The sequence below is a fragment of the Mycolicibacterium boenickei genome (assembly GCF_010731295.1).
Classification (GTDB): domain Bacteria; phylum Actinomycetota; class Actinomycetes; order Mycobacteriales; family Mycobacteriaceae; genus Mycobacterium; species Mycobacterium boenickei.
The window spans coordinates 4,473,797-4,498,513 of sequence record NZ_AP022579.1; the positions used below are offsets into that span (position 1 = coordinate 4,473,797).

General features: G+C 64.4%; 24 protein-coding genes. 11 read left to right on the forward strand and 13 right to left on the reverse strand.

Going from position 1 to position 24,717, the window contains the following annotated elements:
* Positions 1 to 15: 15 nt before the first annotated feature.
* Both G6N57_RS21320 and G6N57_RS21325 read right to left on the reverse strand, forming a co-directional pair.
* On the reverse strand, positions 16 to 654 hold the full coding sequence (locus G6N57_RS21320; protein WP_097926367.1) for an Rv1733c family protein: 639 nt from the start codon (positions 652 to 654) through the stop codon (positions 16 to 18).
* 79 nt (positions 655 to 733) lie between these two features.
* Positions 734 to 2,305 (reverse strand): Rieske 2Fe-2S domain-containing protein, encoded by a 1,572-nt coding sequence (locus G6N57_RS21325; protein ID WP_077740689.1) that lies wholly within the window; start codon positions 2,303 to 2,305, stop codon positions 734 to 736.
* Positions 2,306 to 2,709: 404 nt separating this feature from the next.
* Between G6N57_RS21325 and G6N57_RS21330 the strand changes: the two genes are divergently transcribed.
* Together G6N57_RS21330 and hsaA are read left to right on the forward strand one after the other, a co-directional pair.
* A complete protein-coding gene (locus G6N57_RS21330; RefSeq protein WP_077741758.1) occupies positions 2,710 to 3,903 on the forward strand; it encodes a 3-ketosteroid-9-alpha-monooxygenase, oxygenase component in 1,194 nt (397 codons plus the stop codon).
* Positions 3,900 to 5,102 (forward strand): 3-hydroxy-9,10-secoandrosta-1,3,5(10)-triene-9,17-dione monooxygenase oxygenase subunit, encoded by a 1,203-nt coding sequence (hsaA, locus tag G6N57_RS21335; protein ID WP_077739487.1) that lies wholly within the window; start codon positions 3,900 to 3,902, stop codon positions 5,100 to 5,102. The genes G6N57_RS21330 and hsaA overlap by 4 nt, the downstream gene beginning before the upstream one ends.
* 50 nt (positions 5,103 to 5,152) lie before the next feature.
* On the opposite strand, the gene G6N57_RS21340 is transcribed toward hsaA, so the two are convergent.
* The 3 genes from G6N57_RS21340 to G6N57_RS21350 form a co-directional block, all read right to left on the reverse strand.
* Positions 5,153 to 5,497, reverse strand: a complete 345-nt coding sequence (locus G6N57_RS21340; RefSeq protein ID WP_322790640.1) for a WhiB family transcriptional regulator — start codon at positions 5,495 to 5,497, stop codon at positions 5,153 to 5,155.
* A gap of 57 nt (positions 5,498 to 5,554) precedes the next feature.
* Entirely contained in the window at positions 5,555 to 7,075 is a 1,521-nt protein-coding gene (locus tag G6N57_RS21345; protein ID WP_077739485.1) for a flavin-containing monooxygenase, read from the reverse strand.
* A gap of 110 nt (positions 7,076 to 7,185) precedes the next feature.
* Entirely contained in the window at positions 7,186 to 8,202 is a 1,017-nt protein-coding gene (locus G6N57_RS21350) for an AurF N-oxygenase family protein (protein ID WP_077739484.1), read from the reverse strand.
* Between the two features lie 241 nt (positions 8,203 to 8,443).
* Between G6N57_RS21350 and G6N57_RS21355 the strand changes: the two genes are divergently transcribed.
* Positions 8,444 to 9,367 carry a universal stress protein gene (locus tag G6N57_RS21355; protein WP_077739483.1) on the forward strand — a complete coding sequence of 308 codons (924 nt, stop codon included), beginning with the start codon at positions 8,444 to 8,446 and terminating at the stop codon, positions 9,365 to 9,367.
* Positions 9,368 to 9,770: 403 nt separating this feature from the next.
* Here G6N57_RS21355 and G6N57_RS21360 read toward each other — a convergent pair whose 3' ends face one another.
* From G6N57_RS21360 to G6N57_RS32110, 3 genes are all read right to left on the reverse strand, one after another.
* Complete coding sequence (locus G6N57_RS21360) at positions 9,771 to 10,787, reverse strand: AurF N-oxygenase family protein (RefSeq protein WP_077739482.1); 1,017 nt, start codon at positions 10,785 to 10,787, stop codon at positions 9,771 to 9,773.
* Positions 10,788 to 11,084: 297 nt separating this feature from the next.
* The gene (locus G6N57_RS21365; protein ID WP_077739481.1) at positions 11,085 to 11,792 is read right to left on the reverse strand and encodes a GNAT family N-acetyltransferase; all 708 of its coding nucleotides are present in this window, start codon (positions 11,790 to 11,792) and stop codon (positions 11,085 to 11,087) included.
* A gap of 150 nt (positions 11,793 to 11,942) precedes the next feature.
* Entirely contained in the window at positions 11,943 to 12,584 is a 642-nt protein-coding gene (locus tag G6N57_RS32110) for a hypothetical protein (RefSeq protein ID WP_234815732.1), read from the reverse strand.
* Here G6N57_RS32110 and G6N57_RS21375 point away from each other — a divergent pair.
* On the forward strand, positions 12,544 to 14,400 hold the full coding sequence (locus G6N57_RS21375; protein ID WP_077739480.1) for a serine/threonine-protein kinase: 1,857 nt from the start codon (positions 12,544 to 12,546) through the stop codon (positions 14,398 to 14,400). The two genes, G6N57_RS32110 and G6N57_RS21375, sit on opposite strands and share 41 nt — an antisense overlap.
* A 13-nt stretch (positions 14,401 to 14,413) precedes the next feature.
* On the opposite strand, the gene G6N57_RS21380 is transcribed toward G6N57_RS21375, so the two are convergent.
* Positions 14,414 to 15,259 carry a phytanoyl-CoA dioxygenase family protein gene (locus G6N57_RS21380; RefSeq protein WP_077739479.1) on the reverse strand — a complete coding sequence of 282 codons (846 nt, stop codon included), beginning with the start codon at positions 15,257 to 15,259 and terminating at the stop codon, positions 14,414 to 14,416.
* A 45-nt stretch (positions 15,260 to 15,304) separates the two neighbouring features.
* On the opposite strand from G6N57_RS21380, the gene G6N57_RS21385 reads away from it, so the two are divergent.
* Both G6N57_RS21385 and G6N57_RS21390 read left to right on the forward strand, forming a co-directional pair.
* The gene (locus G6N57_RS21385) at positions 15,305 to 15,880 is read left to right on the forward strand and encodes a TetR/AcrR family transcriptional regulator (RefSeq protein WP_077739478.1); all 576 of its coding nucleotides are present in this window, start codon (positions 15,305 to 15,307) and stop codon (positions 15,878 to 15,880) included.
* A 41-nt stretch (positions 15,881 to 15,921) separates the two neighbouring features.
* Positions 15,922 to 17,319, forward strand: a complete 1,398-nt coding sequence (locus tag G6N57_RS21390) for a sodium/glutamate symporter (protein WP_077741757.1) — start codon at positions 15,922 to 15,924, stop codon at positions 17,317 to 17,319.
* A gap of 26 nt (positions 17,320 to 17,345) precedes the next feature.
* Here the strand turns inward: G6N57_RS21390 and G6N57_RS21395 are convergent, their stop codons facing one another.
* A complete protein-coding gene (locus tag G6N57_RS21395; protein WP_077739477.1) occupies positions 17,346 to 17,732 on the reverse strand; it encodes a hypothetical protein in 387 nt (128 codons plus the stop codon).
* A gap of 99 nt (positions 17,733 to 17,831) precedes the next feature.
* On the opposite strand from G6N57_RS21395, the gene G6N57_RS21400 reads away from it, so the two are divergent.
* Complete coding sequence (locus G6N57_RS21400) at positions 17,832 to 18,914, forward strand: SDR family oxidoreductase (protein ID WP_197908741.1); 1,083 nt, start codon at positions 17,832 to 17,834, stop codon at positions 18,912 to 18,914.
* Here the strand turns inward: G6N57_RS21400 and G6N57_RS21405 are convergent.
* Positions 18,911 to 19,591, reverse strand: coding sequence for a TetR family transcriptional regulator (locus tag G6N57_RS21405; protein ID WP_077739476.1), 681 nt, complete (start codon positions 19,589 to 19,591; stop codon positions 18,911 to 18,913). The genes G6N57_RS21400 and G6N57_RS21405 overlap by 4 nt on opposite strands.
* A gap of 105 nt (positions 19,592 to 19,696) precedes the next feature.
* Here G6N57_RS21405 and G6N57_RS21410 point away from each other — a divergent pair, with 105 nt between their 5' ends.
* The 4 genes from G6N57_RS21410 (at position 19,697) to G6N57_RS21425 (ending at position 23,372) form a co-directional block, all read left to right on the forward strand.
* On the forward strand, positions 19,697 to 20,722 hold the full coding sequence (locus G6N57_RS21410) for an NADP-dependent oxidoreductase (protein WP_077739475.1): 1,026 nt from the start codon (positions 19,697 to 19,699) through the stop codon (positions 20,720 to 20,722).
* A gap of 4 nt (positions 20,723 to 20,726) precedes the next feature.
* Positions 20,727 to 21,845 carry an Rv3169 family protein gene (locus G6N57_RS21415; protein WP_077739474.1) on the forward strand — a complete coding sequence of 373 codons (1,119 nt, stop codon included), beginning with the start codon at positions 20,727 to 20,729 and terminating at the stop codon, positions 21,843 to 21,845.
* A 438-nt stretch (positions 21,846 to 22,283) separates the two neighbouring features.
* The gene (gene ripB, locus G6N57_RS21420) at positions 22,284 to 22,931 is read left to right on the forward strand and encodes an NlpC/P60 family peptidoglycan endopeptidase RipB (protein WP_234815731.1); all 648 of its coding nucleotides are present in this window, start codon (positions 22,284 to 22,286) and stop codon (positions 22,929 to 22,931) included.
* Between the two features lie 117 nt (positions 22,932 to 23,048).
* Positions 23,049 to 23,372, forward strand: coding sequence for a hypothetical protein (locus G6N57_RS21425; RefSeq protein ID WP_234815730.1), 324 nt, complete (start codon positions 23,049 to 23,051; stop codon positions 23,370 to 23,372).
* Between the two features lies 1 nt (position 23,373).
* Here G6N57_RS21425 and G6N57_RS21430 read toward each other — a convergent pair whose 3' ends face one another.
* Together G6N57_RS21430 and G6N57_RS21435 are read right to left on the reverse strand one after the other, a co-directional pair.
* On the reverse strand, positions 23,374 to 24,312 hold the full coding sequence (locus tag G6N57_RS21430) for a M56 family metallopeptidase (protein WP_077739472.1): 939 nt from the start codon (positions 24,310 to 24,312) through the stop codon (positions 23,374 to 23,376).
* Positions 24,309 to 24,698, reverse strand: a complete 390-nt coding sequence (locus tag G6N57_RS21435) for a BlaI/MecI/CopY family transcriptional regulator (RefSeq protein WP_077739471.1) — start codon at positions 24,696 to 24,698, stop codon at positions 24,309 to 24,311. Before G6N57_RS21435 ends, G6N57_RS21430 begins: the two co-directional genes overlap by 4 nt.
* Between the last annotated feature and the right edge of the window lie 19 nt (positions 24,699 to 24,717).

Below are 24,717 nucleotides of genomic sequence, written 5' to 3' on the forward strand. Positions count from 1 at the left end.
TGTGGGTGGGCCGGATCAGGTGCAGGAGCCCTCGGGCCCAGGTCCGGCACCGCCCTCCCCCTCTGCGTTGCTTCCCGCTGAGTCCTCCGGTATGGCCGTCAGCAACCGCAGCTCTTCGTCCCACTGTCGATAGCGCAGACGCACCAACCACCGCTGCGCCACCGACGCTGCCAGACCGATCACGCCGATCGACACCAGCCAGACGGCAACTCCGATGGATGCCGCGTCAACACCGGCTTGCCACTGAGGCGGTGGTGGCGGCACCTGCCGACCGGTGGAATCGACCACGATGTCGACCTGATGGCCGGATTCCGCCGGGCGGCTGAGAAAGACTGAGCCAGAACGCTCTCCGGACGGGGTCGGCCAGCGAGCCGGCGCTTCGAACTGTCTTCCTGTCCCCCCGGCCACTTCTCTACTTCGGCCCGTCACGCGGGCTTGCACGGTGTGGCGCATCGCCGCCTGTTGGGCATACAGATGAGATCGGTTGTCATGGGCCGAGGTGCTGATCGCGCCGGCGACCGCCGTCGCGGTCAAGATCAGAAGGATGACCACGACGGCGCCGACTGCGTCTGCCCGGTCAGTCAGCCGAATCATGGGATTCGCGCCCATCACCCGCACGATCCAGCAACGTCCGGCGCCGAAGGTGAAGTGCATCAACAGAAACCTCCTTGTGTTGAATCCCGGCTTCTTCGGCATTCCCCTGATGCCGGAGGAGGAGTGCTCCGAACAGCGGTCAGTCAGGCGACGGTGTACGGGGGCCGGTCGACAGTTCGTGGCCCTTGGTGGTCAGGCATTTGCCGTTGTCGAGGTTCCATTGCCAGCCGTGCAGGTTGCAGGTGAGGGTGTTGCCTTCGACCACACCGAATTTCGAGAGGTCGGCTTTGAGGTGGGGGCAGCGGCGCTGGATTTCCCAGCCGTCGAGGGTGATCGAGGAGGTGTCGTCGTGGGCTTCGGCGAACCAGCCGTCGGCATAGGCGATGCGTTCGTCGGTGAGGCATTTGAAGAACGTGTACAGGTATTCGTTGTAGCCGCCGACCCGCCAGGCCTTGAAGCGGGTGGACAGGAAGATGGTGTTCACCCAGTCCGGCTCGTTGTCGCGCAGCACGGTGCGCACCAGCTCGGGCGGGACCGCGAAGCCGTAACGGAACTTCTCATCGGCGATGGGTTCACGCACAAGACGTTTCGGGAAATCCAGGACCACGGTCTCGCTGTGCCCGGGGCCCGACAGGCGCAGCTCGACCGGATAGCCGATGCCGTCGCAGATCTGATCGGTCTGGCTCATGATCGGCTCGAACAACGCGCGCAGACCGGGCAGTAGCGGTTGGCCGGCGGCCGGGGCCCACGACGCCTTCTGCGCGGCGATCACCGGGGCCATCCGCTGGGCGTACTGCTCGATGTAGTCGGCCTTGCCGGTGGTGAAGATCGTCTCCGGGTCGGCGACCGGGTGGGTCAGCGAATCCAGGTGCGAGCCGCTGAATTCGGCGGTGCTGCCCGGGATCATCAGCAGGCCCCGGTCGTGGCCGTGGCGGCGCATCTGATCGAGGAACACCACCTGGTCGGGGAAGATGTTGGCCGGATCGCCGTGGTCGTCGTTGAGGTCGCGCAACTCGTCGTCGAGGAAGCAGGGCGGTCCGGCCGAGGGGATCACCCACGTCGCCCCGACCTGCGCGATGTACTGGCGGCACCGGTCCATCTGGCGCTGGCGTTTTTGCACACCGAAGGCCTCTTTGGCGCGGGCGGGCATGTCGTAGACCATCGGGTACCAGATGGCGCCCGAGTACTGCAGCATGTGCACGTCGATCTGGCCGAAGTCGGCGTGCAACATATCCAGATCGACCGGGCGCGCGTCGTTCATGTTGAACACCACGGTCTGGCCGTCGTCGATGACCAGGCCCGAATCGCCGATCGGGCCGTCGGCGGGGGCGCGCAGCGCGATGATCATCACATCGAGGTCGCCCTTGGGTCCGCTGACGGTGTGTTTGACCGAATCGGTGGTCTCGAAGAACCGGTGAAATCCCAGGGCTTGGAGTTCGCGTTGCAGGTCGGGCACCGGGAAGTCGGGCAGCAGCACCACCGCGTCCTTGTTGACGTGACGGCGCAGGTTCTCCGGGTCGAAGTGGTCCTTGTGCAGGTGTGACACGTAGAGGTAATCGACGTCACCGAGGGTGTCCCAGTCCAGTCCGCTGTTGTCGGGGAACGGGAACCACGAGGCGAAGTAGGCGGGGTTGACCCAGGGGTCGCACAAAATGCTGCCAGCCTTGGTCTGGATCAGGAAGCCGGCATGCCCGACGCTGGTGACCTGCACAAACGACCTTTCGACGGAATCAGGGCAAAATGGAACAGCGCCCAAGCTGGTTTCGAGGTACGACGTACGTGGCCGCCGCGGCCGACCTGCCACTGCTTGAGGCCGTTGAGCGCACCTCCATCACCACTATGGCCCTGGGCACGTGTGCCGGAAAGGGCCTTTAGTCCCAAGCTTGCGGTCGACAGCGTGAGTGATTTTGCATGCCAACATAGTTCAGCTTGCCCGCTGCTGAAACAGTTGCACGCCAATGGCACCGGATCATGCGGCGTTCCACATCTGGGATACCTACGGGCGTCCCGAACTAAGGACCTTCGTCCCTATTTGACGGCTTGGCCTGCGCCTAGCGTAGCAATCCGACGAGTTAAGGAACGTGTTCTGGTTTCGTGTTCAGGAGGGTGACGGATTTGTCCAACGATTCGACTGGTGCCACAGTGCGTGAGATCGATGTCGGAACGTCGCCGAGGCGTTTTGCCCGGGGCTGGCACTGTCTGGGCATGCTGTCGCAGTTCCTAGACGGCAAGCCGCATTCGGTCACCGCGTTCGGGACGAAGTTGGTGGTCTTCGCCGACAGCGAGGGTGCGGTGCACGTGCTCGATGCGTACTGCCGGCATCTCGGTGGCGACCTTGCGCAGGGTGAGATCAAAGGCGACGCCGTTGCGTGCCCGTTCCACGACTGGAGGTGGGCCGGCAATGGCCGCTGTGCACAGGTCCCGTATGCGAAGCGTGCTCCCCGACTTGCTCGTACACGTGTGTGGATATCGAGTGTCCGTGCAGGTCTCTTGTTCGTCTGGCATGACCCCGAGGGCGGTGCGCCGTCGCCGCATCTGGATATCCCCGACATTCCGGAGTTTCGTGACGAGGACTGGACGGAATGGTCTTGGCGCACTGAGCTCATCGGCTCGAACTGCCGAGAGATCGTCGACAACATCGTCGATATGGCGCACTTCTACTACATCCATTTCGGGTTTCCGACCTACTTCAAGAACGTGTTCGAAGGCCAGGTAGCGTCCCAGTACCTTCGGACAATCGGCAGGCCCGACGTCAACCTGGGTGGTTCGCACTATGCGGGTGAGCAGATCCTCGATTCCGAGGCTTCCTACTTCGGCCCGTCGTTCATGATCAACCGGCTGCACAACAGCTACAGCGGGTACGAAGTGGACGCCATCCTGGTCAACTGCCACTACCCCGTGACATCGGATTCCTTTGTGCTGCAATGGGGAATCATGGTACGCCGCCCGCAAGGCTTGAGCGACGAGGCGACCGACATGCTGTTGCAGGCGTTCACCGACGGTGTCAGCCGTGGCTTCCTGCAGGACGTCGAGATATGGAAGAACAAGACGCGCATCGACAATCCACTTCTGGTAGAGGAGGACGGTCCGGTTTATCAGCTGCGACGGTGGTACGAGCAGTTCTATGTCGACGCCGCCGACGTCACCGCGGAGATGACCGATCGATTCGAGTACGAGGTGGATACCACCGCCGCCAACGAGTACTGGCGTCATGAAGTCGCGGAGAACCTTCGGCAGCGAGAAACACTGACCCCGGTCGCCACCGACCGCGGTCTCAATCAGCCCAGCGTGGGGAAGGCAGTTCAGTGACTTCTGTTCAGCAAGGCATTACCCGGGCGGCTCACGACACCCGAACAGTTCTGGCGGGTGTCGACGAGTTGTTGCCGCTGCTGCGTGAGCGCGCTCAGGAGACCGAGGATCTGCGCAAGCTGCCGGACGCGAACGTCAAGGCGCTGGAAGACATCGGTTTCTTCAAGCTTCTGCAACCCGAGCAGTGGGGCGGCCTGCAATGCGACCCCACCATCTACTGTGAGGCGGTGCGTCGGTTGGCCAGCGCCTGCGGCTCGACCGGTTGGGTAGCAGGTGTACTGGCGGTGCACAACTGGCACCTGGCGCTGTTCGATCAGCAGGCTCAGGAAGATGTCTGGGCTGACGACCCGTCCGCACGGGTGTCCTCGTCCTACGCCCCGATGGGTGCGGGACATGCCGTCGACGGGGGCTATCTGGTGTCGGGATCATGGCAGTGGTCGTCGGGAAGTGCCCACGCCACCTGGGCCTTCCTCGGCGGCCCGGTCATCAAGGACGGCCGCCCGGTCGACTTCGGCAGCTTCCTGATCCCGATCAGCGACTACAAGATCGACGACGTGTGGAACGTCGTCGGCCTGCGCGGCACCGGCAGTAACACCGTCGTGGTCAAGGACGCGTTCGTGCCCAAGCACCGCTTCTTGTCCTACAAGGCGATGAACGACGGCACTGCAGGCGGCTACCGGACCAACACCGCCCCGGTCTACAAGATGCCTTGGGGCACAATCCATCCCACCACCATCTCGACCCCGATCGTGGGCATGGCCTACGGCGCTTACGACGCCCACGTCGAGCACCAGGGCAGGCGCGTCCGCGCGGCGTTCGCCGGCGAGAAGGCCAAGGACGATCCGTTCGCCAAGATCCGGATCGCCGAGGCGGCCAGCGACATCGACGCCGCCTGGCGCCAGCTGTCGGGCAATGTCGCCGACGAATATGCGCTGCTGGTCGCCGGTGAGGAGATCCCGTTCGAGCTGCGGGCCCGCGCCCGTCGCGATCAGGTGCGTGCCACCGGCCGCGCGATCGCCTCGATCGACCGTCTCTTCGAGGCCTCGGGTGCCACTGCGCTGTCCAACGACGCTCCGGTGCAGCGGTTCTGGCGTGATGCGCACGCTGGCCGGGTGCACGCCGCCAACGATCCCGAGCGCGCCTACCTGATCTTCGGCGACAACGAGTTCGGCCTGCCCCCGGCCGACACGATGGTCTGATTCATGACCAGTCACGCGGCCCCGCGGTGCCGCTCCCCCGGCTGGCTCCCCTACGTTGCCGAACTGCCTCCCTTACTGCCCGCGAGCGCAAGTTCGACCAGCATGTTGCTGCGTTCATCGGCAGTAAGGCCTCCCCAGACCCCATGCGGTTCGGGGAATCTCAGCGATTGTCTGAGGCAGGCGCGCTTCACTGGACACGTCTGGCAGATCGCTTTGGCACTGGCCACACGTCGTCGTCGGGCCGCGGCTCTTTCGCGATCGGGACCATAGAACACTATCGGGTCAGCGTCGCGGCAGTTGCCCCGTGAACGCCAATCCGGCGAGGCCGACTCGGGAATCGGCAGCTGGCAGGTGTTCATCGGACCAGCACGATGGGGTGCGGGAAGGTGGGCCATACATGCTCCTTTCGCGGTTACTGATGAGCCCCCTGAGACTGTCCACGAGAAGTCAGTTCAGTCGACCGAACGTCGCGGTGAACCAGCAGGCTCCGAGCGGGTTTTCGTCACAACCTTCTCGAACGCGAGATTGGGGTCGACCACGGGCCCGTTTCGGAGCATCGCCACGTCATGGAAATAGTTCATCGACATCACCCATGGACCGTCGACGCCGCGCCGAGGCAATTCGCCCAGAGCCCGCTGCACGTATCCTGCCGAGAAGTCCAGCAGCGGACGGGTTTCCATCTCAGGATCGGCGACCGGCCACACCATGTCGTAGCCTTGGCTGTCCATGTGGCTCAGCAGCCGGCAGAAATGCTCGCACAATAGGTCGATCTTGAGCGTCCACGACGAGTTCGTGTAGCCGAACGCGAGCACGAAGTTGGGAACGCCGGACAGCATCATGCCCTTGTAGGCCACGGTTTTCGACAGGTCGACCGGCTCACCGTCTACCGTGAGCATCATCCCGCCGAGCAATTGGATATTCAATCCGGTTGCGATGACAATGATGTCGGCATCGAGCTCGCGGCCGGACTCCAGCAGGATGCCGTTCTCGGTGAAGGTCGCGATACGGTCGGTGACCACCGAGGCGCTACCCGCACCGAGCACGGCGAACAGATCCCCGTCGGGCACTGCGCACAGCCGCTGATCCCACGGGTTGTAGCGAGGGCTGAAATGCTCGTCCACCGGATACCCGGCGGGTAACTTGGCCGCATTGGCCCAGCGGATCACGGCCCGGGCGGCCTTCGGAAATGTCTGGCAGAACGTATAGACACCACGTTGTTTAAGGATGTTCTTACGCCGGGTCAGCGCATAGCCGCGCTCGTCGCCCAGCAACCGCTTGGCGGTGTTGGCAAACTTGTCCTTGGCCGGCACCGGCATCACATAGGTCGGTGAGCGCTGCAACATGGTGACGTGAGCAGCGGTGCCCGCCAACGACGGGACCAGTGTGACCGCGGTGGCACCGCTCCCGATCACGACGACCTTCTTGCCGGCGTAGTCCAGATCCTCGGGCCAATGCTGAGGATGCACGATCTGTCCGGTGAACCGGTCGGCGCCCTCGAACGTCGGGGTGTAGCCGTGGTCGTAGCGATAGTATCCGCCCCCACAGAACAGCCAGCTCGCCGAAACCTGCACCAGTTCCGGGTCTGCCCCCTCGCTCTCGGTCCGCTCGATGTCCACCGTCCAGCGGGCCTGCGCGGTATCCCAGGCCGCACCGAGCACCTTGTGGTGGAACCGGATTCGGTCGTCGATGCCGTTCTCCGACACCGTCTCCCGCAGGTAGGCCAGGATCTTGTCGGCGGTGGCGATCGCGTACTCGTCACGCCACGGCTTGAACTCGTAGCCGAACGTATGCAGGTCCGAGTCCGACCGAATCCCTGGATAGCGGAACAAGTCCCAGGTGCCACCGATAGCACCGCGGGCCTCTAGGATCGCGTAGCTGCGACCGGGGTGTTCGCGCTGCAGGTAGTAGGCCGCACCGATGCCGGAGATGCCGGCACCGATGATCAGCACGTCGAGGTGTTCGATATCAATCACAGCCAACCAAGCCTTTCGATACACGGGATTATCGATGCTGCAATTCCTGTCGGGTCATCGACGCTGCCGGAATGGCCGGAGCCCCAGCCGGGTTCCGCAGCAGACGGCGGCTACACGACGGAAAGTAGGTGCTGGCGTTGCGGTTCGCTGCGGTAGCGGCTCGGGGGCCCGTCGATCTTGCAGATCCGCCACATCAGCTTGGCGATCGGGTTCATCAGGCCGGTGTCGTGGCACAACATTCGGACGTCGCCGAACATGTCCCGAAGGATCTTGCGCGATTCGGGCGAACCGAAGAACAGGTCCTTGCGCACCGAGCGCGGGATGTCGAATTCCTTCCAGAACGCACGCGGCGGCACGATGATGGCCGAACACAGGATGCGCATGGTCAGCGGCACAAAGAGTGACAACAGCAGGCGCTGGTGCAAGCGCAGGTTCGGCACCCGCTTGTGCAGGTACTGGTGCGCGAATGACATGTGGCGGGCCTCCTCGGCGACGTGAATCGCCATGACCCGCTCCATGATCGGGTGCAGGGCCTTGCCCTCGCGCAGCACGTTCTTCTGCGTGTGATCGATGGGCTCCTCGCCGGCGAGAATGCCGAAGAAGAACGGAATCGGCAGCGGGCCTGCGGTCAACGGGATGAGCGGCTGCAGCCACTTGAGCAGCCGCGGCATGCCCGGCACATCCATGCCGATCCGGTTCACCATCTCCTGGAACATCAGATTGTGGTTGCACTCCTCAATCGATTCGTGCAGGCAGTACCGGTATTCCGGCGAGCCGTTGGGCACCCAGAACGAATACTCCATCAGGCCGCGAATCAGGATGTTCTCGAACTGCTCACCGACCTTGGCGACATTGGCCTGGCGCCACATGCCGATCTCGATCTGCCGCTCCACCGGCTGGGCCTGATACCACGCGTGAGCGCCGATCGGGTCCGATTCAGGCAGGATCCAGCGCGGATCGTCCGCCTTGACAGCGAACGCCTTTGCGTTCCAATCGATGTCCTTGTATGGATTGAAACTCCGACGCACCGACCCCTCCGACAAGGTCGCAAGCATGTCGGCGTACTGAATGTCGTCGCTGACGTCCATGTTCTTGCGCCAACGCCTGATCATTCTGGTCCGAGCCATCGGTCCAACCTCCCATGTGGGGTTTACATTCACCCGCTTCGTGTACACAAACGGTACCGGCGGTATCCCCATCATCGGATAGGGCCGAAAGGCCCTATTGGCGCGAATGATTGCGCTCTGCCAACGGCCGCGGTGCTGCCGACGAGCGGTTGCTTGCGTTGAGGACCAATGACCCTTCACTCGGTCTACCGGGGTGCTCCAGTCTGGGTGTGACGGGGCTGAAGGAACGCAAGGAGCAGGGATGGCAAACACGGCTGGCGGCACCGCCAACCTACTTGTTGGCGTTGACGGGTCGATGTCCGCCCTCGACGCGGCGGTGTGGGCGGCCCGCGAGGCCGAACAGCGGAATGTCTCGGTGCGGCTGGTCCACATCGTGGATCCCGGTGAGACAGAGATCGAGTCAGGTCCTTGGTCTCAGCGCCGAATGCTGAAGTACCGAGAGTCCAGCGCTGCTGACATACTCGCCGAAGCTCAGCTGGAGGTCGCTGCGGTCTGCCCGGAGGCAGCGGTTGAGACATCGTGGATCACGGGCCGACCCCTGCCGACGCTGATTGCATTGTCCCGCCAGGCACTGCTTACGGTGGTGGGATCGAGCCGTGCCCAATCGCAGGGGGCCGTTCATGCCGGTTCGGTCGCGGTATCTGTGAGCGCGCACGCGTACGGACCAGTCGTGGTTGTGCGTGGGGCCCGCAACGATTCTCAAGTGCAACAGCGACGAACGGTCGTCGTAGGTGTCGACAGCTCCGAGGCCGCAGAGAACGCTGCTGAGTGGGCATTCGAGGAAGCGGCGTTACGCGGCGCCGATCTCACCGCCGTCTTCAGTTGTGGCGAATTGCCCGGCAGCCTCGCAGATTCGGGAGCCCAACCACAGTGGTGGCCGGAATACCAAGCGCAGCAGCAGGAATTGCTGAATGAGCGCATCGCGCGGTGGAGCGCACGCCATCCCGAGGTTGTCGCCCATTGCGCGGTGACCACCGGCCGGACGGCCTGGGCATTGATGCGTCACGCGCATGAAGCGCAACTGATTGTCGTTGGAAGTCGCGGCCGGAGTGAATTTGTGGGTGCGGTCCTGGGCTCGACGAGTCACGCCCTCATTCATCATGCGCCGTGCCCGGTGATGATCGTGCCGTCTAGTGCCTCCACGAACCGCAGCGGTCAGCCCTAGGCGTTGAGGACCCAACACTGACCTCGTTGACGGAGCCTCACACTGGCCGGCTCGCTACGACGCAGCACCTGCCGATCTCAATACAGCGATCTGCCCGTGGTTCGAAAGTTGGTGGTCGCCGTCGCTGCACCGCCCGAAGATGAGGAGCAGTGCCACGACAAGTAGCAGCCACGTCCACATCGGTGCGCGGTATTGAGCCATCAGATGGGCCTCTCGATAACGGGGAGGCCCCAGTTTCGCGTAGTGCAGTGGTGTGCTGGAAGGGCCAGAAGGCCCTATATCTTCGTCGGCGATCTGTGTATGCGGGAAGGCCATCTTCTGCCCGCCTCGACCTCCCTGGCAGTCGGTCGTGCCGCTGAGATCAGCTGCGGCTTGTGCTGGAGGGGCTTTCGTCGAGAAACGTTCAGGCGACGGCGACCGCTTGGCGCGCGGGTTCGCTACGGTAGCGGGACGCGGGACCGTTGATGCGCAGCATGCGCCAGAGGATCTTGGCGATCGGGTTCATCAGGCCCGTGTCCTCCGCCAGCATCCGCACATCGCCGTAGATCTCACGCAACATCGCCCTGGATTCCGGTGCCCGCCAGTAGATCTCCTTCTTCACCGATCGAGGAATCTCGAATTCACGCCAGAAGGAGCGCGGCGGCTTGGCGATGAGCGTTGCCGCCAGGCGGAAGCTGAGCGGATAGATGATCGACAACCCGAATCGGTTGAGCCGCCGCATCTCCGGGATCCGCCGACGCAGGAATTCGTGGGCAAACGAGATGTGCCGGGCTTCCTCGGCGACGTGGATCGCCATCACGCGCTCCATGATGGGGTGTATCGGTTTGCCCTCGCGCAGAATGGATTTCTGCATGTGGTCGATCGGCTCCTCGCCGCAGAGCACCATCATGAAAAAGAATACCGGCATCGGGCTGGCGAACAGCGGGGGCAGTGAGTGCATCCAGCTGAGCCACCGCGCCAAACCTGGAACATCCACGCCCACGTGATTGACCATCTCTTGGAACATCAGGGTGTGGTTGCACTCTTCGACCGCCTCGTGCAGGCAGTACCGATATTCAGGGCTGCCGTTGGGCACCCAGAATGTGTAATTGAGGATTCCTCGGATGAGCATGTTCTCGAATTGCAGGCCGGCCTTGGCGACATTCGCCTGACGCCACATGCCAATCGCAATCTGCTTCTCCAGCGGCTGCGACTGATACCACGCGCTACTGCCGATGGGGTCGCTTTCGGCGGCCAGCACCCAGCGCGGGTCGTTCTCGGTCACTTCGAACTCGGGCGAGTCCCACGGGATGTCCAGATAGGGATTGAAGTTCCGGCGCACCGATCCGCCCGAGAGGGTCTCCAGCCTTGTGCAGTACTCCGCGTCGCCGCTGACCTGCATTCCGTCCCGCCAGCGGCGGACCGCCTTCGTTAATGCCATGACGTCATTTCTCCTAGGCGGTCGAGTACCCTGCGCACACTTAGTGGGACCGATGGTCCCACTAAGTGCTTCTATGGGACACCCTGTCCCATACGCCTGTCAAGGGTGCCGCCAGCGGCATCAGCGCACCGTCCGCGTGCTGCTGGGAAAACCCGTGCTCGTCGGATTCGGTCGGACCGGCCCGCGGTGAATGTGCGCTGGCCACAATCTGTCTCGAAATCCAACGCGGACCTGCGGGGCCAGACACTTCCCCACTCCCCGACTGTTCGAAGCAGCGGAGCTCTTGACGAGGGTCGATCAATCGTGGTCGGGGGTCAGGAACCAGAGCTCCCCGATGTGAGATAGCCCTAGGCGCTCGGCAACGCGCTGTGAGGACAGGTTGTCCGCGGAGGTGCTGTAGTACAGCCGCGGAACCCGCCCCGCACATTGGGCTGACCACGCACCGACCGCTGAGCCTGCCAGGCCACGCCCCCGCGCTCCGGGCAGCGTCCACACACCGGCCTCGGCGCCGTATGCCGACCATCGTGCCGTTTCACAAATCGACAACACCTGATCGCCGTCAGTTGCTGCCGCCCAGGGGAACTCGCTGTTCAGCATTCGTTCCCAGTCAGATTGAGTGCCCCAATCCGGCGCGATCCGCAACTTCCGTGCGTCGGCGTCCGCGTCGGTGAACAGGTGAACGCCAACCGGTGGAATGACGCTCGCCGGGCGGGAACAGTCATAGCTCAGGGTTACTTCGCGGCGAAGCGCGCCAGTTACTGGCGCCAGCACCGGATACAGCGTGTCGAACAAGGACTCTGCGAAGTCGTCGGACAGTCCTGCGGTGACCGCGCCCACCGCGAGCCTGATGTCCTTCGGAAGGGTTGGCGCAACGTGGGTGGACCACCGGCTGTCGGCCCTCGCGATCACAACGGGCGGCATCGGTTCCGCGCCGACGCTGTGGGCTCCCCAAACCACCTCGATCTCCGCGGCGAGCGACTCGAGCGCAGCGACCTGGTTCGACACGGCTGCAACCTATCGCTCGATCTCGGGTCCCGTCCACGCAATAATTTCAGCTCCGTGAGGGCCTCTCGCGACCAATGCAGTGCGTGGGCATGAATTCATGCCAAAGAACTTGTCAACCCGAAATCGGTCAATTCAGTTCACGCGAATCAATTACCGCGTGCACATCAGATCGACGTACGCGGTTGTGTAACGCACGAGATTGTTGACTCTGCCGGTTGGGCCGCGCTGCACCCAGGAATGCTTGACGTCGGTGCCCTGACGCACGGCGGTCACGGTGCATTGATCCATAGGTGCGTTACCGACCTTGTTCAGGATCACCCGGAAGCCCTGGGCCTCGAGCTCGGCGATCGTGGCCTGTGCTGACGTCTGGCCGGTTGGCGCTGCTGCAGCCGGCGCCGATGAGCACAGTCCCGACAGGGCTGCAGCGGCGGCAACCGCGATACTTCCTACGAGCCTGCCGCTCGACAATGGTTTTCCCTTCCGGCTTTCAATTGGTGAATCCTGAGTTTCGCGCGGGGATTTTGTGTCGAGTTTAGTTGTGGTTGAATAAAAGGCGAGGAATTCATATGCGACACATAGGTATCCGCATAGAAGATGCTGGCCATATTCATATGGATTTCTGACGCATTGAAAAAATCGAGGTGGCGACGGGCCCTCGGCGCTCTGTTCGCGGGCGAGGGCGGCCTCGCGCATGTCGGGCCGCCCCAACGCGTGTCCGGGCTCAATTTGCCCTGGTTTGTAGGCTTCGAACATGCCGTTGAATGCCGGTGACGTCTTTGCCGGGTACACCATCAAGCGGCTCCTCGGTGCCGGTGGCATGGGCGAGGTCTACCTCGCCGAGCATCCTCGGCTTCCCCGTCTGGACGCCCTCAAGATCCTTTCGGTGCACACCACGCGCGATGAGGAGTTCCGCGCCCGGTTCAACCGGGAGGCCGAGTTGGCCGCGGCGTTGTGGCATCCGCACATCGTCGGGGTGCACGACCGCGGCGAGTTCGACGGCCGGCTGTGGATCTCGATGGACTACGTCGAGGGCACCGACGCCAACCGATTGATCGAGCAGTACCCGTCCGGGATGCCCCTCCAGGATGTGGTGGAGATCGTGACGGCGGTCGCCGAAGCCCTCGACGTCGCGCACGAGCGGAACCTGCTGCACCGCGACGTCAAACCGGCGAACATCCTGATCACCACGCCCTCGGGAAGCGCTCGGCGCCGCATCCTGCTGACCGATTTCGGCATCGCCCGGGAAGCCGACGACGTGAGTGGACTGACGCAGACCGACATGGCCATCGGCACCGTCACGTATGTAGCGCCCGAGCAGCTCACCGGGAAGGCGCTCGATGGCCGCGCAGATCAGTACGCCCTGGCCGCGACCGCCTTCCACCTCTTGACCGGCGCACCTCTCTTCGACGAGGTCAACCGCATCGTGCTGGCCGGCCACCACCTCTATACGCCGCCACCCCGGCTGTCCGAGCGGCGTCCCGACCTTGCGCACCTCGACGCGGTGATGGCGAAGGCGCTGGCCAAGCAGCCCGGCAAGCGCTACGAGCGATGTCTTGACTTCGCCCGGGCTCTGAGCGGGAGCACGACCGTGTCGACCGCACCCGAGCCGGTGCAGGAACCGGCCGCGGAGCCCACACCGCGCGAGGGGGGTGTCCACACCGCCCCGTTGGAGCTCCCCGGCGACCTCGAACGCAGCAGCTCGACGGAGACCAAGCGGTTGGCCATGCTCACGATCCTGGGCACTGCCCAGGGGGTGCGGAAGCTACCGTCCGGGCCTGGCGGCGAGGAAGAGGTCTGGACCTTCCGCGTGGAGCGATACAAGTCGTCCGGTCAGGCGCACACCGTCGTGCCTGTCGAGCTGCGCGGCCATTCGATCACCGGCGAACTGTCCGACGGAGATGTGGTCGAGGTCAGCGGCTTTTGGGATGACCGGACGCTGTTCGCCGACTCGGTGGTGAATCATTCGACCGGGACCCGCAGGCGGCGCCGGCGCACCTCGGTCGAGGTGCGGCCGGGTAAGCGCCGCGGCGCTTTGGCATCGCGCCCGGTGCGCATCATCTTGGTTCTGGCCGTGATCGCAACGATCGTTGCCGCTTCCGTCTTCCTCATCCGCGGTTCGGGATCGCCGTCGCACGGTGGCCCCGGGCCGATCGTGACGCCCGAGAGCGCGACGGTGTTCTCGCCCGGCGGTTCGCCAGACCATCCGGATCAGGCGGGTCTGGCGGGTCTGGCCATCGACGGCAAACCGGAGACGTCCTGGCCCACCGACATCTACCAAGATGCAGTGCCGTTCCCGGCGTTCAAAGAGGGCGTCGGCCTGATACTTCAGCTGCCCTCGCCGACGGCTTTGAGTGAGGTCACGATCGAGGTACCCAGCACCGGAACAGAGGTCCAGGTCCGGGCGGCCGACAGTGCCCGCCCGAACAGCTTGTCCGACACCACTGAGCTGACGCCCAATGTGGCGTTGCGGCCGGGGGAAAACACCATCACCGTCGACAATCAGACGAAAACATCCAACGTGCTGGTGTGGATCTCGAAGTTGGGCACTCTCGATGGGCAGAGCCGCGCGGCCATCTCAGAGATCACACTGCGGTCCGCCGGCGATTAGTCCGCGGCCGCGATCAGCCTCCCGGTTCGAGCAGGCGCTTGGGGTGCATGCCGTCAACCTGACCGATGAACGGCGGGTGGATGCTGTAGCCCAGCATGCGACGGATGTCTTCGGACACCGCGCGGACGGTGTCGCGCGTCATCGACAGGGTGAACGCCTCCTGCGGGCGTAGCCACGGTTCGCAATACTGTGCCGTCAGCGCCAGTCGGGCGTTCGGGGATCGGTTGGCACCGCCGCCGTGCCACAGCGTCCCGAGGAAGAACACACACGAGCCGGCGCTCATGATCACCGGTTCACGTTCGGTGGGCTCGGGCTGTCGATCGCCCCACTCATGGCTGCCCGCGACGATGTCGGTGGCGCCGTTGTCGGCGGTGAAATCATCGATCGCCCAGATCGTGGCTGCGCCCAACGCTTTTCGCGGTCGAGGTAATGGATAGAAGCCGTCGTCGGTATGCAGCATCTGCGCCTGCTCCCCCGGCAGGATCTTGATGACCTGCAACATCGACAACAGGTAGTTCGGCATGAACAGCCGATCCAGCAGCGCGAGCACACGTGGATGGTCGGCGATCCGGTCACAACTACGGGTCTTGTTCAACACGCTGTACACCCGCTGGGTGGCATGGCCTTCAAACCCGTTGCGGCCCAGCCGATCCAACAGGGGGCCAACAGAATCCCGGATCTCGTCGAGTTCGGCGGCGGTGAGTAGATCAGACAGGATCACGTACCCGTCACGCAGCACCGCGGCCAGATCCGCGTCGGCGACCGCGGGGTCGACCTGTTCCCCGCTGCTGCGGGTCCGCCGATAGGTACCGGCCAGGTCGCCGGTCAACTCCGTCAACGATGTCACTTCAGTGCTCATGATCGCCTCACCGAAACATAACTGACTTCTGTTATGGTTCGGACTATGGCACGCGCCCCGGTCGGTCGTCAACAACTGATCGACGCCGCGCGCGCCGAACTCGTCGACGGAAACGGCAGCTTCGAACTCAGCGGGCTGACTCGTCGCACCGGGCTGAGCACCGGGGCGCTCTACCACCACTTCGGCTCGAAAAGTGGACTGCTGACCGCGATCTATGACGGCTTCTACGACGGACTACGCCACGCGATCGCCGATGGCCACCTTCCCCACGGCGATTGGGCCACGCGCGAACGCGACCGCACCCACCGCTTCGTCGCCTATCACCTCGCTGATCCGCTGGCGCCGATCCTGCTCAACCGCACCGCCGGCGATCCGCAACTGACCGAACTCGAAGCGGCCTACATTCACGACCTCATCGACAACGCCGCCGCAAATATCCGCCACGGACAGCAAATCGGCGAGCTGCCAACCGATTTGGAGGCCGACACCGCGGGCGCCTACGTCATCGGCGGCCTGCGCCACGGCATCGCGCGGCAGCTCCGAGCCGCCCCGACACCGAGCGCCGACGAGGCAACCCGGACACTCTGGCGCTTTACCGCCGCGGTTCTCGGCATCTCGTAGCCCGCGCCCTATCGGAAGGGCTCGTGCTGCAGGATGTCGTCATGACTACGTCGTGGGAGCGGTTGAACGATGCCCAGACTGTCGGCCTCGCATTCGCGATCCTCGGTGCCATGTTCGCGGTCGGTTGGCTGGTCCGTCGGTATGTGCGTCCACTGCGGGCATTGTTCATCCCGTCCAGCGTCATCGCCGGCTTCGTGGTGCTCGGCCTCGGGCCGCAGGTACTCGGTCGGCTGACGGGAACCAACGGGTTGTTTCCTCTGGCAGTCGAAGACGTCTGGAGGGTACTGCCCGGGCTCCTCATCAACGTGGTCTTCGCGGCCATCATGATCGGTAAGACGCTGCCGGGTGTGCGGCAGCTATGGCAGGCGACCGCGCCCCACGCCTTGTTCGGAACCTTCCTGTCTCTTGGGCAATTCGCCCTCGGTGGGCTAGCCGTGCTGGCAGTGCTGCACCCGGTGTTCGGGCTGCCGATGGAATCCGGCTCACTGCTGGAGATGTCGTTCGCGGGCGGTCACGGCACGATCGCGGGCATGGGGCAGCTCTTCACGGACGCCGGGTCCCCCGATCTCGTCGACATCGGCCTCGGGTTGGCGACGATCAGCATGATCACCGGCGTGGTTGTCGGGTCGGCATTGGTCCGCTGGGCCATTCGTAGCCCGAAAGTGACGGTGTTGCGGCAGCACGCGCCCACTGCGAACGATGACTACGACATCGACCGCGTACCCGTCGCGCCCAGCGATGAGCGTGCGACCCCAGACGACGGAATCCACGGCGCGACATTCGCGTTCGCTTTGATCTCGTTGGCGCTGCTGGTGTCCGTGGCGATCCTGTGGGCGGTGCGCTCCGTCGCGCACACCTTCGGATCGGACATCTTCGACAAGTTCCCGCTGTTCCCTGTCGCCGTCGTCGGCGGATTCATCGTGCAATGGCTGGCTTCCAGGGCCGGCTATGCCGAACGCATCGACAAACGAGCCGTGAAGGGCATTTCCGCGGTGGCCCTCGATGCACTCCTGGTCTGTGCGATCGGCACCATGTCCTTGGCAACGCTGGGTTCCAATGTGCCGGCCGTCGCTATTTTCACCGTGATCGGTGTGTTGTGGAGTGTGTGCGCGCTGGTGTGGTGGGGCCGGATGTTCCACCGGAGGAACTGGTTCGAGCATGCGATCGCCGACTTCGGGCAGTCGCAGGGCAACGTGGCAACAGGCTTCATGCTGGCCGACATGGTTGACCCGGCCCGAAAAAGCAGCACAGCCAACGACTACGGCTACAAACAGCTGCTGTACGAACCGCTGTTAGGCGGCGGTCTGCTCACCGCCCTGTCGGTACCGCTGATCACCGAATTCGGCCTGATCAGTTTCACGGTCGTCAGCGCCGTCGGCGCCGTGTTGGTCGGCGTCTGGGGTATGCGACGCCGTCAGGTAGCGGTATCGGCCGCGTAGGAGCCCGCACCGCTGCCCGGCCACGCTCAGTCCCGCTCCTCACGCCCGCGTCCGGTTATCCGGTTGAGCGTGGAGATGCCCGGAAGACTGGTCAGCATCTTGAACACGTCGTTGCCCGTGTTGATCAACGATTCGAGTTGCGGCAGGAGGCGGTCCAACGTCCGGAACATCGGGTCGGCCATGGCCATATATCGTTCGGTCCGATCGATCGTCGTGTTGAGCCGTTCCGTCGCGACGGCGAGGTTCTCCAGCAGGTCGGGTAACTGCGCGGCGAGTTGAGCTGATGCCGGTGGAATACGCATCGCGCCGCTCGCCACCGCCTGCGCGGCTCCCACGGCGGACTGAGCCGTCTCGACCGCTGCTTGAGCGGCCGATTTGAGGTCGCTCGGTTTGGGGACTTTCTGGCTACTCATATTGGCAACTGTGCCCCACATCGGCCACGGCGTCAGTCATATCCAGCAACAATGAGCCACCGTTGTCGCTCTGCGATGGCGTAAGGGCACACTTGATCCATGAGCGCACCCCGCACCCCGATCGACCCGGACGCGCCAGTGCTCGTGACGGGCGCCAGCGGCTACATCGGCAGTTGGATCGTCCGGTCGCTTCTCGAAGCCGGACACACCGTTCACGGCACAGTACGGAACCCGCAGAAGGCCTCCGGGCTGGAGCATCTCCACAAGCTCTCGGCCGATCATCCGGGCCGGCTGAAGCTGTTCAAAGCCGACTTGCTCGAGCCCGGCAGCTTCGACGAGGCGATGGCCGGGTGCGAACTCGTCATGCACACTGCCGCACCATTTCTGCTCTCCGGCTACACGGATGCGCAGGAAGCGCTGATCCGCCCCGCGCTGGAGGGCACCCGCAACGTGCTGGACGCGGTCAACCGCACCGACAGCGTCAAGCGCGTGGTGCTGACCAGCAGCGTGGTCGCGATCTACGGCGACGCCTGCGAGTCGCGCGATGTCCCCGGCGGCGTTTTCACCGACGAGCACTGGAACACCACCAGCAGTGTCGACCATCAGCCCTACCCCTACTCCAAGACCGTGGCGGAGCAGGAGGCGTGGAAATACCAAAAGGTTCAGGATCGCTGGGACATGGTCACCATCCACCCCGGCCTGGTGCTCGGCCCTTCCCTGACCAGTGCCAGCGACTCGGCCAGTCTGAGCACGATGAAGCAATTCACCGACGGCACCCTGCTGGCCGGAGCGCCTGCGTTGACCATGGGTGTGGTGGACGTGCGGGACGTAGCGGACGCCCACGTGCGGGCCGGGTACACCCCGGAGGCCCACGGCCGCTACATCGTCAACGCCGATTCCCTGACGCTGCTGGAGATCGGCAAGATCCTGCGCCGCCGGTTCGGTCCGTTCTACCCGTTCCCGAGGATGACCGCACCGAAGGTGGTCGTGAAGGCCATCGCTCCGCTTGCGGGGCTGACCCGGGAGTTCGTGGAGCGAAACATCGGATACCCGTTGGTGTTCGACAACAGTCGCAGCCGCGACGAGCTGGGGCTGGCGTACCGTCCGGCAGAGCTGACCGTGACGGATCACTTCCAGCAGATGCTCGACGACGGAGTCGTCCGCCGAATGCCCGGCAGCTAGCTCGCGGGCTCGGGCGGCAGTCCGTACTGCACCGCAATACCGTTGAGCAACATCGTCATACGTTGTTGGAAGCTGTCTTCGCTGAACGGGTCATAACCGGACTGGGCGACGGCGCGCAGGGTCGGATAGTCGGTAGCGGGACGTTTGGCGAGGAGTTTGAAGATCCGCGCCAGCCACGGCTGTCCTCTTTCGGCGTGCAGGTGTTCGCGATGCGCTTCGGTGACGCTGCCGATCGCCATCGCGCTCACCGCTGCCCACACGGCCATGGCGTCGTCGGGGGCCAACCCGTGCTGGGCGAGCGCTTCGACCGCATCGCCGTTGCACTCCATCTCCATCTCGTCGCGCACCCCGCCCGTCACGAACTTCTCGACCAGAGCCGGCTCCGAGGCCAGCACCGTCCGGATATAGGACGCGTAACTGCGCATCCACGTCGCCCAGTGCTGACCGGTGTACCGCGGCGGCGGTGAGTTCACCAGCGCGCTCTCGGTGACCAGGCGCAGCAGATCGTCTTGATTCTTGACGTGGTGGTACAGCCCGGGAAGGCTGACTCCGAGATGCTCGGCGACCCGCCGCATCGTGACGTTCTCGCTGCCGATCGCTCGCACCGCAGCGACGATGGCACCCTTGTCGATGCGGGGCGGCCGGCCACGGCGCGGCGCTACATCGTTGGAGGTCACGGAATCCTCCTACCAAGCGGGACATTCTCGATCCGGGGGTTGACGCTAATCGATGCGAGTTTTAAGAATCAATATGAAAATTCCGATGACCACGGGAGACATGAATTGACTGACGCCGCGCGCCGCCAGAACCGCCAGATCCTGTTGCGTCGCCGCCCGGATGGGCTGGTCTCTCCCGACGACACCGAGATGGTCACCACGCCGGCGCCGGTACCGGCTGACGGCGAGGCGCTGCTGCGGACCACCTATGTCGGCATCGACGCGGCGGCCCGCACGTGGCTGGACGGCGAGCCCGGCTACCTGCCGCCCCTCGAGCTGGGCGAGGTGGTGCGCGTGGCGGGAATCGGCGAGGTCGTCGAGACACGTTGTGACGCCTACAAGGTCGGTGACCTCGTGACCACCCTGACCGGCCTGCAGGATTACGCGATCATCCGCGACGACCTGTTCAGCACACCGGTGGTCGGTTACACCGATCCGCTGGCGGTGATGTCGATCTACGGGCCGACGGGCGCGACGGCCTACTTCGGGATGAAAGGCGTCGGCAATCCGCAGGCCGGCGAGACCGTCGTCGTCTCGGCAGCCGCGGGCGCCACCGGGTCGGTGGCCGGTCAGATCGCCAAGATCGCCGGTGCCCGGGTGGTCGGCATCGCGGGCGGCCCCGAGAAATGTCGGGTCGTGGTCGAGGAATTCGGTTTCGACGCCTGCGTCGACTACAAGGCCGGCGATCTGACCGCCGCGCTCAAGGAAGCATGCCCGGGCGGCATCAACGTCTACTTCGACAACGTGGGCGGCGACATTCTGAATGCCGTGCTGGCCAACCTCGCACACAAGGCGCGCGTGGTGATGTGCGGCATCATCTCGAGCTACCTGAACGGCGAGCATCCGGGGCCGTCCAATTACGTCAACCTGCTTGCCACGGCCTCGACGATGCAGGGCTTCATCGCCCTCGAAGAGTGGGCGCGCTTCGATGAGGCATTCGCCGCACTGCAGGGTTGGGAGAAGGAGGGCCTGCTGGTGCATCGCGAAACCGTCTACGAGGGACTGGAATCCAGCATCGACGCCCTCAACGGTCTGTTCAACGGGGCCAACATCGGCAAGATGCTGGTGAAGATCAACGAACCCGAAATCTGACTCCGTGCTCACACCGTTCGACGACTACCCCATCCACTCGACCGCCGAGCCGGTTGCCACGCCGGCGAGCGCCGACCCCAACCACTACGACCGCTACTGGTTCAACGGTCATCAGCGCGACGGTGAGTTCTACTTCGGTGCGGCGATGGGCCATTACCCCGTGCGCGGGGTCATCGACGCGGCATTCAGTCTGGTCAAAGACGGTGTGGAACATTCGATCTTCGCCTCCGGGGCAATGCCGCTGGACCGGTCGGCGACCATCGGCCCGTTCCGCATCGAGGTGGTCGAACCGATGCGCACCATCCGCTACATCGTCGACTCGAATGAGCACGGCATCAGTTGCGACCTGACGTTCCGAGCCACCACCGTGGCGATCGAGGAACCCCGGCAAACGCGCCGAACCGCCGAGGGCATCGTGCTGACCGACCACACCCGGCTGACGCAATGGGGCAGCTGGGAGGGAACTGTCAGCGTCGACGGAGAGGACACCGCCGTCGACGCGGGATCGGTCCCGGGGACCCGTGACCGCTCCTGGGGAGTCCGGCCGGTCGGTGAGCAGGTGCCGATGCTGCGCCAGCCGATGCCGTTCCAGGTGTTCTGGCTCTGGGCACCTTTGCATTTCGGAGATCGGTTCACGCACTACGCCTTCCATGAGCACGAGGACGGACGCAGGTGGCTGCAGACGGCCCAGATCCTGGATCCGCTGCCGGCCGGAGCCTCCCCGTGTAGCCGGGTCGGTGTGCGCGAGTGCTACGACCTCGGCTATGAACTCGAGTGGGAGCCGGGACGACGCGAGATCCGGCGGGCACACCTGTGGTTCACCGATCCCGTCGAAGGCCAGACCCACATCGAGGTGGAGAAGCTCTTCACGTTCCGCATGCGCGGGATCGGCTACTGGCACCCACACTGGGGTCACGGTTCCAACCACGGCCAGTTCGAGATCGGCCGGGAATCCATCCGCCTCGAGGACTTCGACCCGACCGACTTCGCCTCGATCCATCTGCAGAACGTCGTCAAAGCCACGATGGGCGAGCGCACCGGCATCGGCGTCGTCGAGCAGATCGCCATCGGCCCACACGAACCGTCCGGGCTCACCGGATTCCTCGACGGCTATCAGCCCTGAGGTTGTGGAACTTGGCTGCCGATTCGCAAATCGGTGGCCTGGTCGACCAATTCATTCGTCGCGGGTCGAGCCGCTGTAGCCGCGACACCTGAGCGGCGTCAGTGGTCACCTTCATGGCCAGATCTGCCGGGTCCAGCCCCCACGAGTACTCCGCTCCCTGTTCTGCGCTGGATCCGCGTCCGTTGCCAAAACGCAATCTCCGCAACGAATTACAGAAATGGAATTCTGTTACGAGTGGGGCTCAGGTGAATATTGTGATGTAGAGTACGTACGTACGTAGTTACTACGTAGTTATGCCGGCTCCGCACCCGAGAGATTGCGGCTGGCAGGGGCGGAAAGGAAACGTGTGAAATGCCATCCATTCCGCACAGAGCCCAACCCGGGTGGGATCGTCGAACCCTCTTGCGCACAGGGATTTTGGCGACAGCTTCGTTGGCCATGCTCAGAGCGCCGATCGCACGCGCAGAGCCGAACGCCGGCCAGTGGGACCCCACCCTCCCCATTCTGCTCAGCGCAGGTGCGCCCGGCGACCCGGTGGCGATCGCCAATGCGTCGCTACAGGCCAGCGCCTTTGCTGCACAGACGACGTTCGACATGGGGCGCAAGTTCCTCGGCAGCCTGGGACTCGCACCCGCGGACGCGGGCGGCGCCGCTCCCATACTCCGCGGGAATCGCGTGTACGGCAGGCAGGCGGTCGAGTACGTGATCCGTCGGGCTGGTACGCAACTCGGAGTTCCCTATTCCTGGGGAGGCGGAAGCCTGACCGGGCCCAGCCGTGGCGTGGACTCCGGTGCCGGCACAGTCGGTTTCGACTGCTCAGGCCTCACCCGTTACGCCTTCGCCGGCGTCGGTGTGCTGCTCCCCCGCTATTCGGGCGATCAGTACACCGCGGGCCGCCAGCTGCCTCCGTCGCAGGCAAAGCGCGGCGACCTCCTGTTCTGGGGACCCGGCGGTGGACAACACGAGGCGCTCTACCTCGGCAACGGGCAGATGATCGAGGCCCAGCAGACCGGTGTTCCGGTGAAGATCTCACCGGTCCGCAAATCGGGGATGACGCCCTATGTCACCCGCATCATCGAATATTGACGCGATAATGGCCGGGTGAGAATGATCGGTCGACGTGCCCCGTTGTGGTTGTTGGCCTGTGCACTCATCTTGGGTGCCGTCGCAGCGGTTGCCGTGAAGACACACGGCTCTGGTCTCGTGAGCACCGCGGAACGGACGGCTCAGGACCGCTGTGAAGCTGACGTTCGCGGCAAACTGATGACGCCGGAGGCCGCCCGGCTGTCCGACGTGCAGTCGACACGTGGCGACCTCGAACCCGACAGTCGAGATCTGTTCCCGCTGACCACCGATGCACCGCTGAAGGGCGTCGACCATGCCCGAATCACAGTGTGGAACGTCTCAGGAACCGTTGAGGCACAGACCGATTCGGGAAACACGATCCACGACCCGTTCACCTGTCGGGCCTACTTCGTCGACGGCAACCTGGCCGACACGCTCGTGGTGTTCGAGCGGGAACACTAGGTCATCGGCACAGCAGACCCGATGCGCCCAACGCGAATGTTGTGATCGGGGCGAGAGCGATCACGGTCGTTGCCGCGAATAGCCCTGCCCTCGCGCCCAGCCGGGTCCACGGTGCGGGTGGCAGCGCAAGACGCTCGGCACGGTTCAGCAACGCCACGTCGGCGGCGCCGAGAGCCTGCACAGGCGTGGCTCCGGCGAGAGCCATCAGTCCGGTCAGCAGCGTGTGTTCCCCGAATCGGCGCGCCGCGGCATCGTCGGCGCACATTTCCAGCAGCCTGGCGACATCGGCCGCACCGCGGGTCATCAGCCTGACCCGAGGGAACACCAAGGCCAACCCGCGCAGCGCCGTCACGATTCTCGGGTGATGACCGTCCAGGTGGGCCCGCTCATGCGCGAGAACCGCTTGCAACTCATCGTTGTCGAGGGCGGCGATTGCACCGGTGGTGACCACGATCGCCGGCGGCGCGCCGGCCACGCAGTACGCGGTCGACTCATCGGCATCGACGACGTAGACATCCCGCTGGCCAGTCGGACGTCCCACGAGCCGAACAGCTTGAGCGTGGCTGTCAGCATGGATGCGCATGCGCCGAATGGCACGCGAGGCCTTCACCCCGAAACCGGCAACCACCACGACCAACGCGACCGCGACGACCACCACCGACGTCTGCGCCGCGAAACCGGCGCGTCCGGCCGCGATGTCGCAGAGCAACTCCACGCAAGACGTCAGTAGCGACCCGCGCTGACCGTTGTGAAACACCACATCGCCGATCACCAGTACCGGAACCGCGATCCAGGTCGCCAGGACGCTGACGATGGCGGTCAACCAGGCCGCGACGCCCCACCTCGGGGCCGAGCCGGCACGGGTGAGGGCGCCGAGGAGTCGCGGCGCCAACAACACCATGGCCACGCTGTAGATCAGCAGGCCCGCGGCGATATTCACCGCTTCTTCGCCTTGGTCGAGCGCCGAGCCAGCGTGCGTAGCGCGGCCCGCAATCGATCCGAGTCCTCTGGGTCGATCTGCTCGATGAAGTAGCTGAGCACCAGATCAGAACGGCCGCCACCGTCCAGTGCCTCGCGCATCAACTGAGCCGAGTGCTGCTCGCGGTTCAACGTCGGCCAATACCGGTAGGCGCGCCCGTCGCGGTCGCGTTCCAGCCAACCCTTGGTGTGCAAATTGTCCATCGTCGACATCACCGTGGTGTAGGCGATCCGGCGCTCCTCGGCGAGCTCGTCGAAGACGTCGCGCACCGTGACCGCCGCATCGCCGCGGTTCCAGATGCGGTCCATGATGTCGGCTTCCAGTTCGCCGAATCCTCGTACGCGCACTACACCCTCCACAGTCGGT

What these genes read in the sequence shown, in the direction of transcription:
- G6N57_RS21375 (WP_077739480.1), top strand. Translation starts at nt 12,544, where the DNA reads ATGCCGTTGAATGCCGGTGACGTCTTTGCCGGGTACACCATCAAGCGG.
- G6N57_RS21390 (WP_077741757.1), top strand. Translation starts at nt 15,922, where the DNA reads ATGACTACGTCGTGGGAGCGGTTGAACGATGCCCAGACTGTCGGCCTC.
- G6N57_RS21360 (WP_077739482.1), bottom strand. Translation starts at nt 10,787, where the DNA reads ATGGCATTAACGAAGGCGGTCCGCCGCTGGCGGGACGGAATGCAGGTC.
- G6N57_RS21385 (WP_077739478.1), top strand. Translation starts at nt 15,305, where the DNA reads ATGGCACGCGCCCCGGTCGGTCGTCAACAACTGATCGACGCCGCGCGC.
- G6N57_RS21380 (WP_077739479.1), bottom strand. Translation starts at nt 15,259, where the DNA reads ATGAGCACTGAAGTGACATCGTTGACGGAGTTGACCGGCGACCTGGCC.
- G6N57_RS21340 (WP_322790640.1), bottom strand. Translation starts at nt 5,497, where the DNA reads ATGGCCCACCTTCCCGCACCCCATCGTGCTGGTCCGATGAACACCTGC.
- G6N57_RS21320 (WP_097926367.1), bottom strand. Translation starts at nt 654, where the DNA reads ATGCACTTCACCTTCGGCGCCGGACGTTGCTGGATCGTGCGGGTGATG.
- G6N57_RS21355 (WP_077739483.1), top strand. Translation starts at nt 8,444, where the DNA reads ATGGCAAACACGGCTGGCGGCACCGCCAACCTACTTGTTGGCGTTGAC.
- G6N57_RS21350 (WP_077739484.1), bottom strand. Translation starts at nt 8,202, where the DNA reads ATGGCTCGGACCAGAATGATCAGGCGTTGGCGCAAGAACATGGACGTC.
- G6N57_RS21400 (WP_197908741.1), top strand. Translation starts at nt 17,832, where the DNA reads ATGAGCGCACCCCGCACCCCGATCGACCCGGACGCGCCAGTGCTCGTG.
- G6N57_RS21395 (WP_077739477.1), bottom strand. Translation starts at nt 17,732, where the DNA reads ATGAGTAGCCAGAAAGTCCCCAAACCGAGCGACCTCAAATCGGCCGCT.
- G6N57_RS32110 (WP_234815732.1), bottom strand. Translation starts at nt 12,584, where the DNA reads ATGGTGTACCCGGCAAAGACGTCACCGGCATTCAACGGCATGTTCGAA.
- ripB (WP_234815731.1), top strand. Translation starts at nt 22,284, where the DNA reads ATGCTCAGAGCGCCGATCGCACGCGCAGAGCCGAACGCCGGCCAGTGG.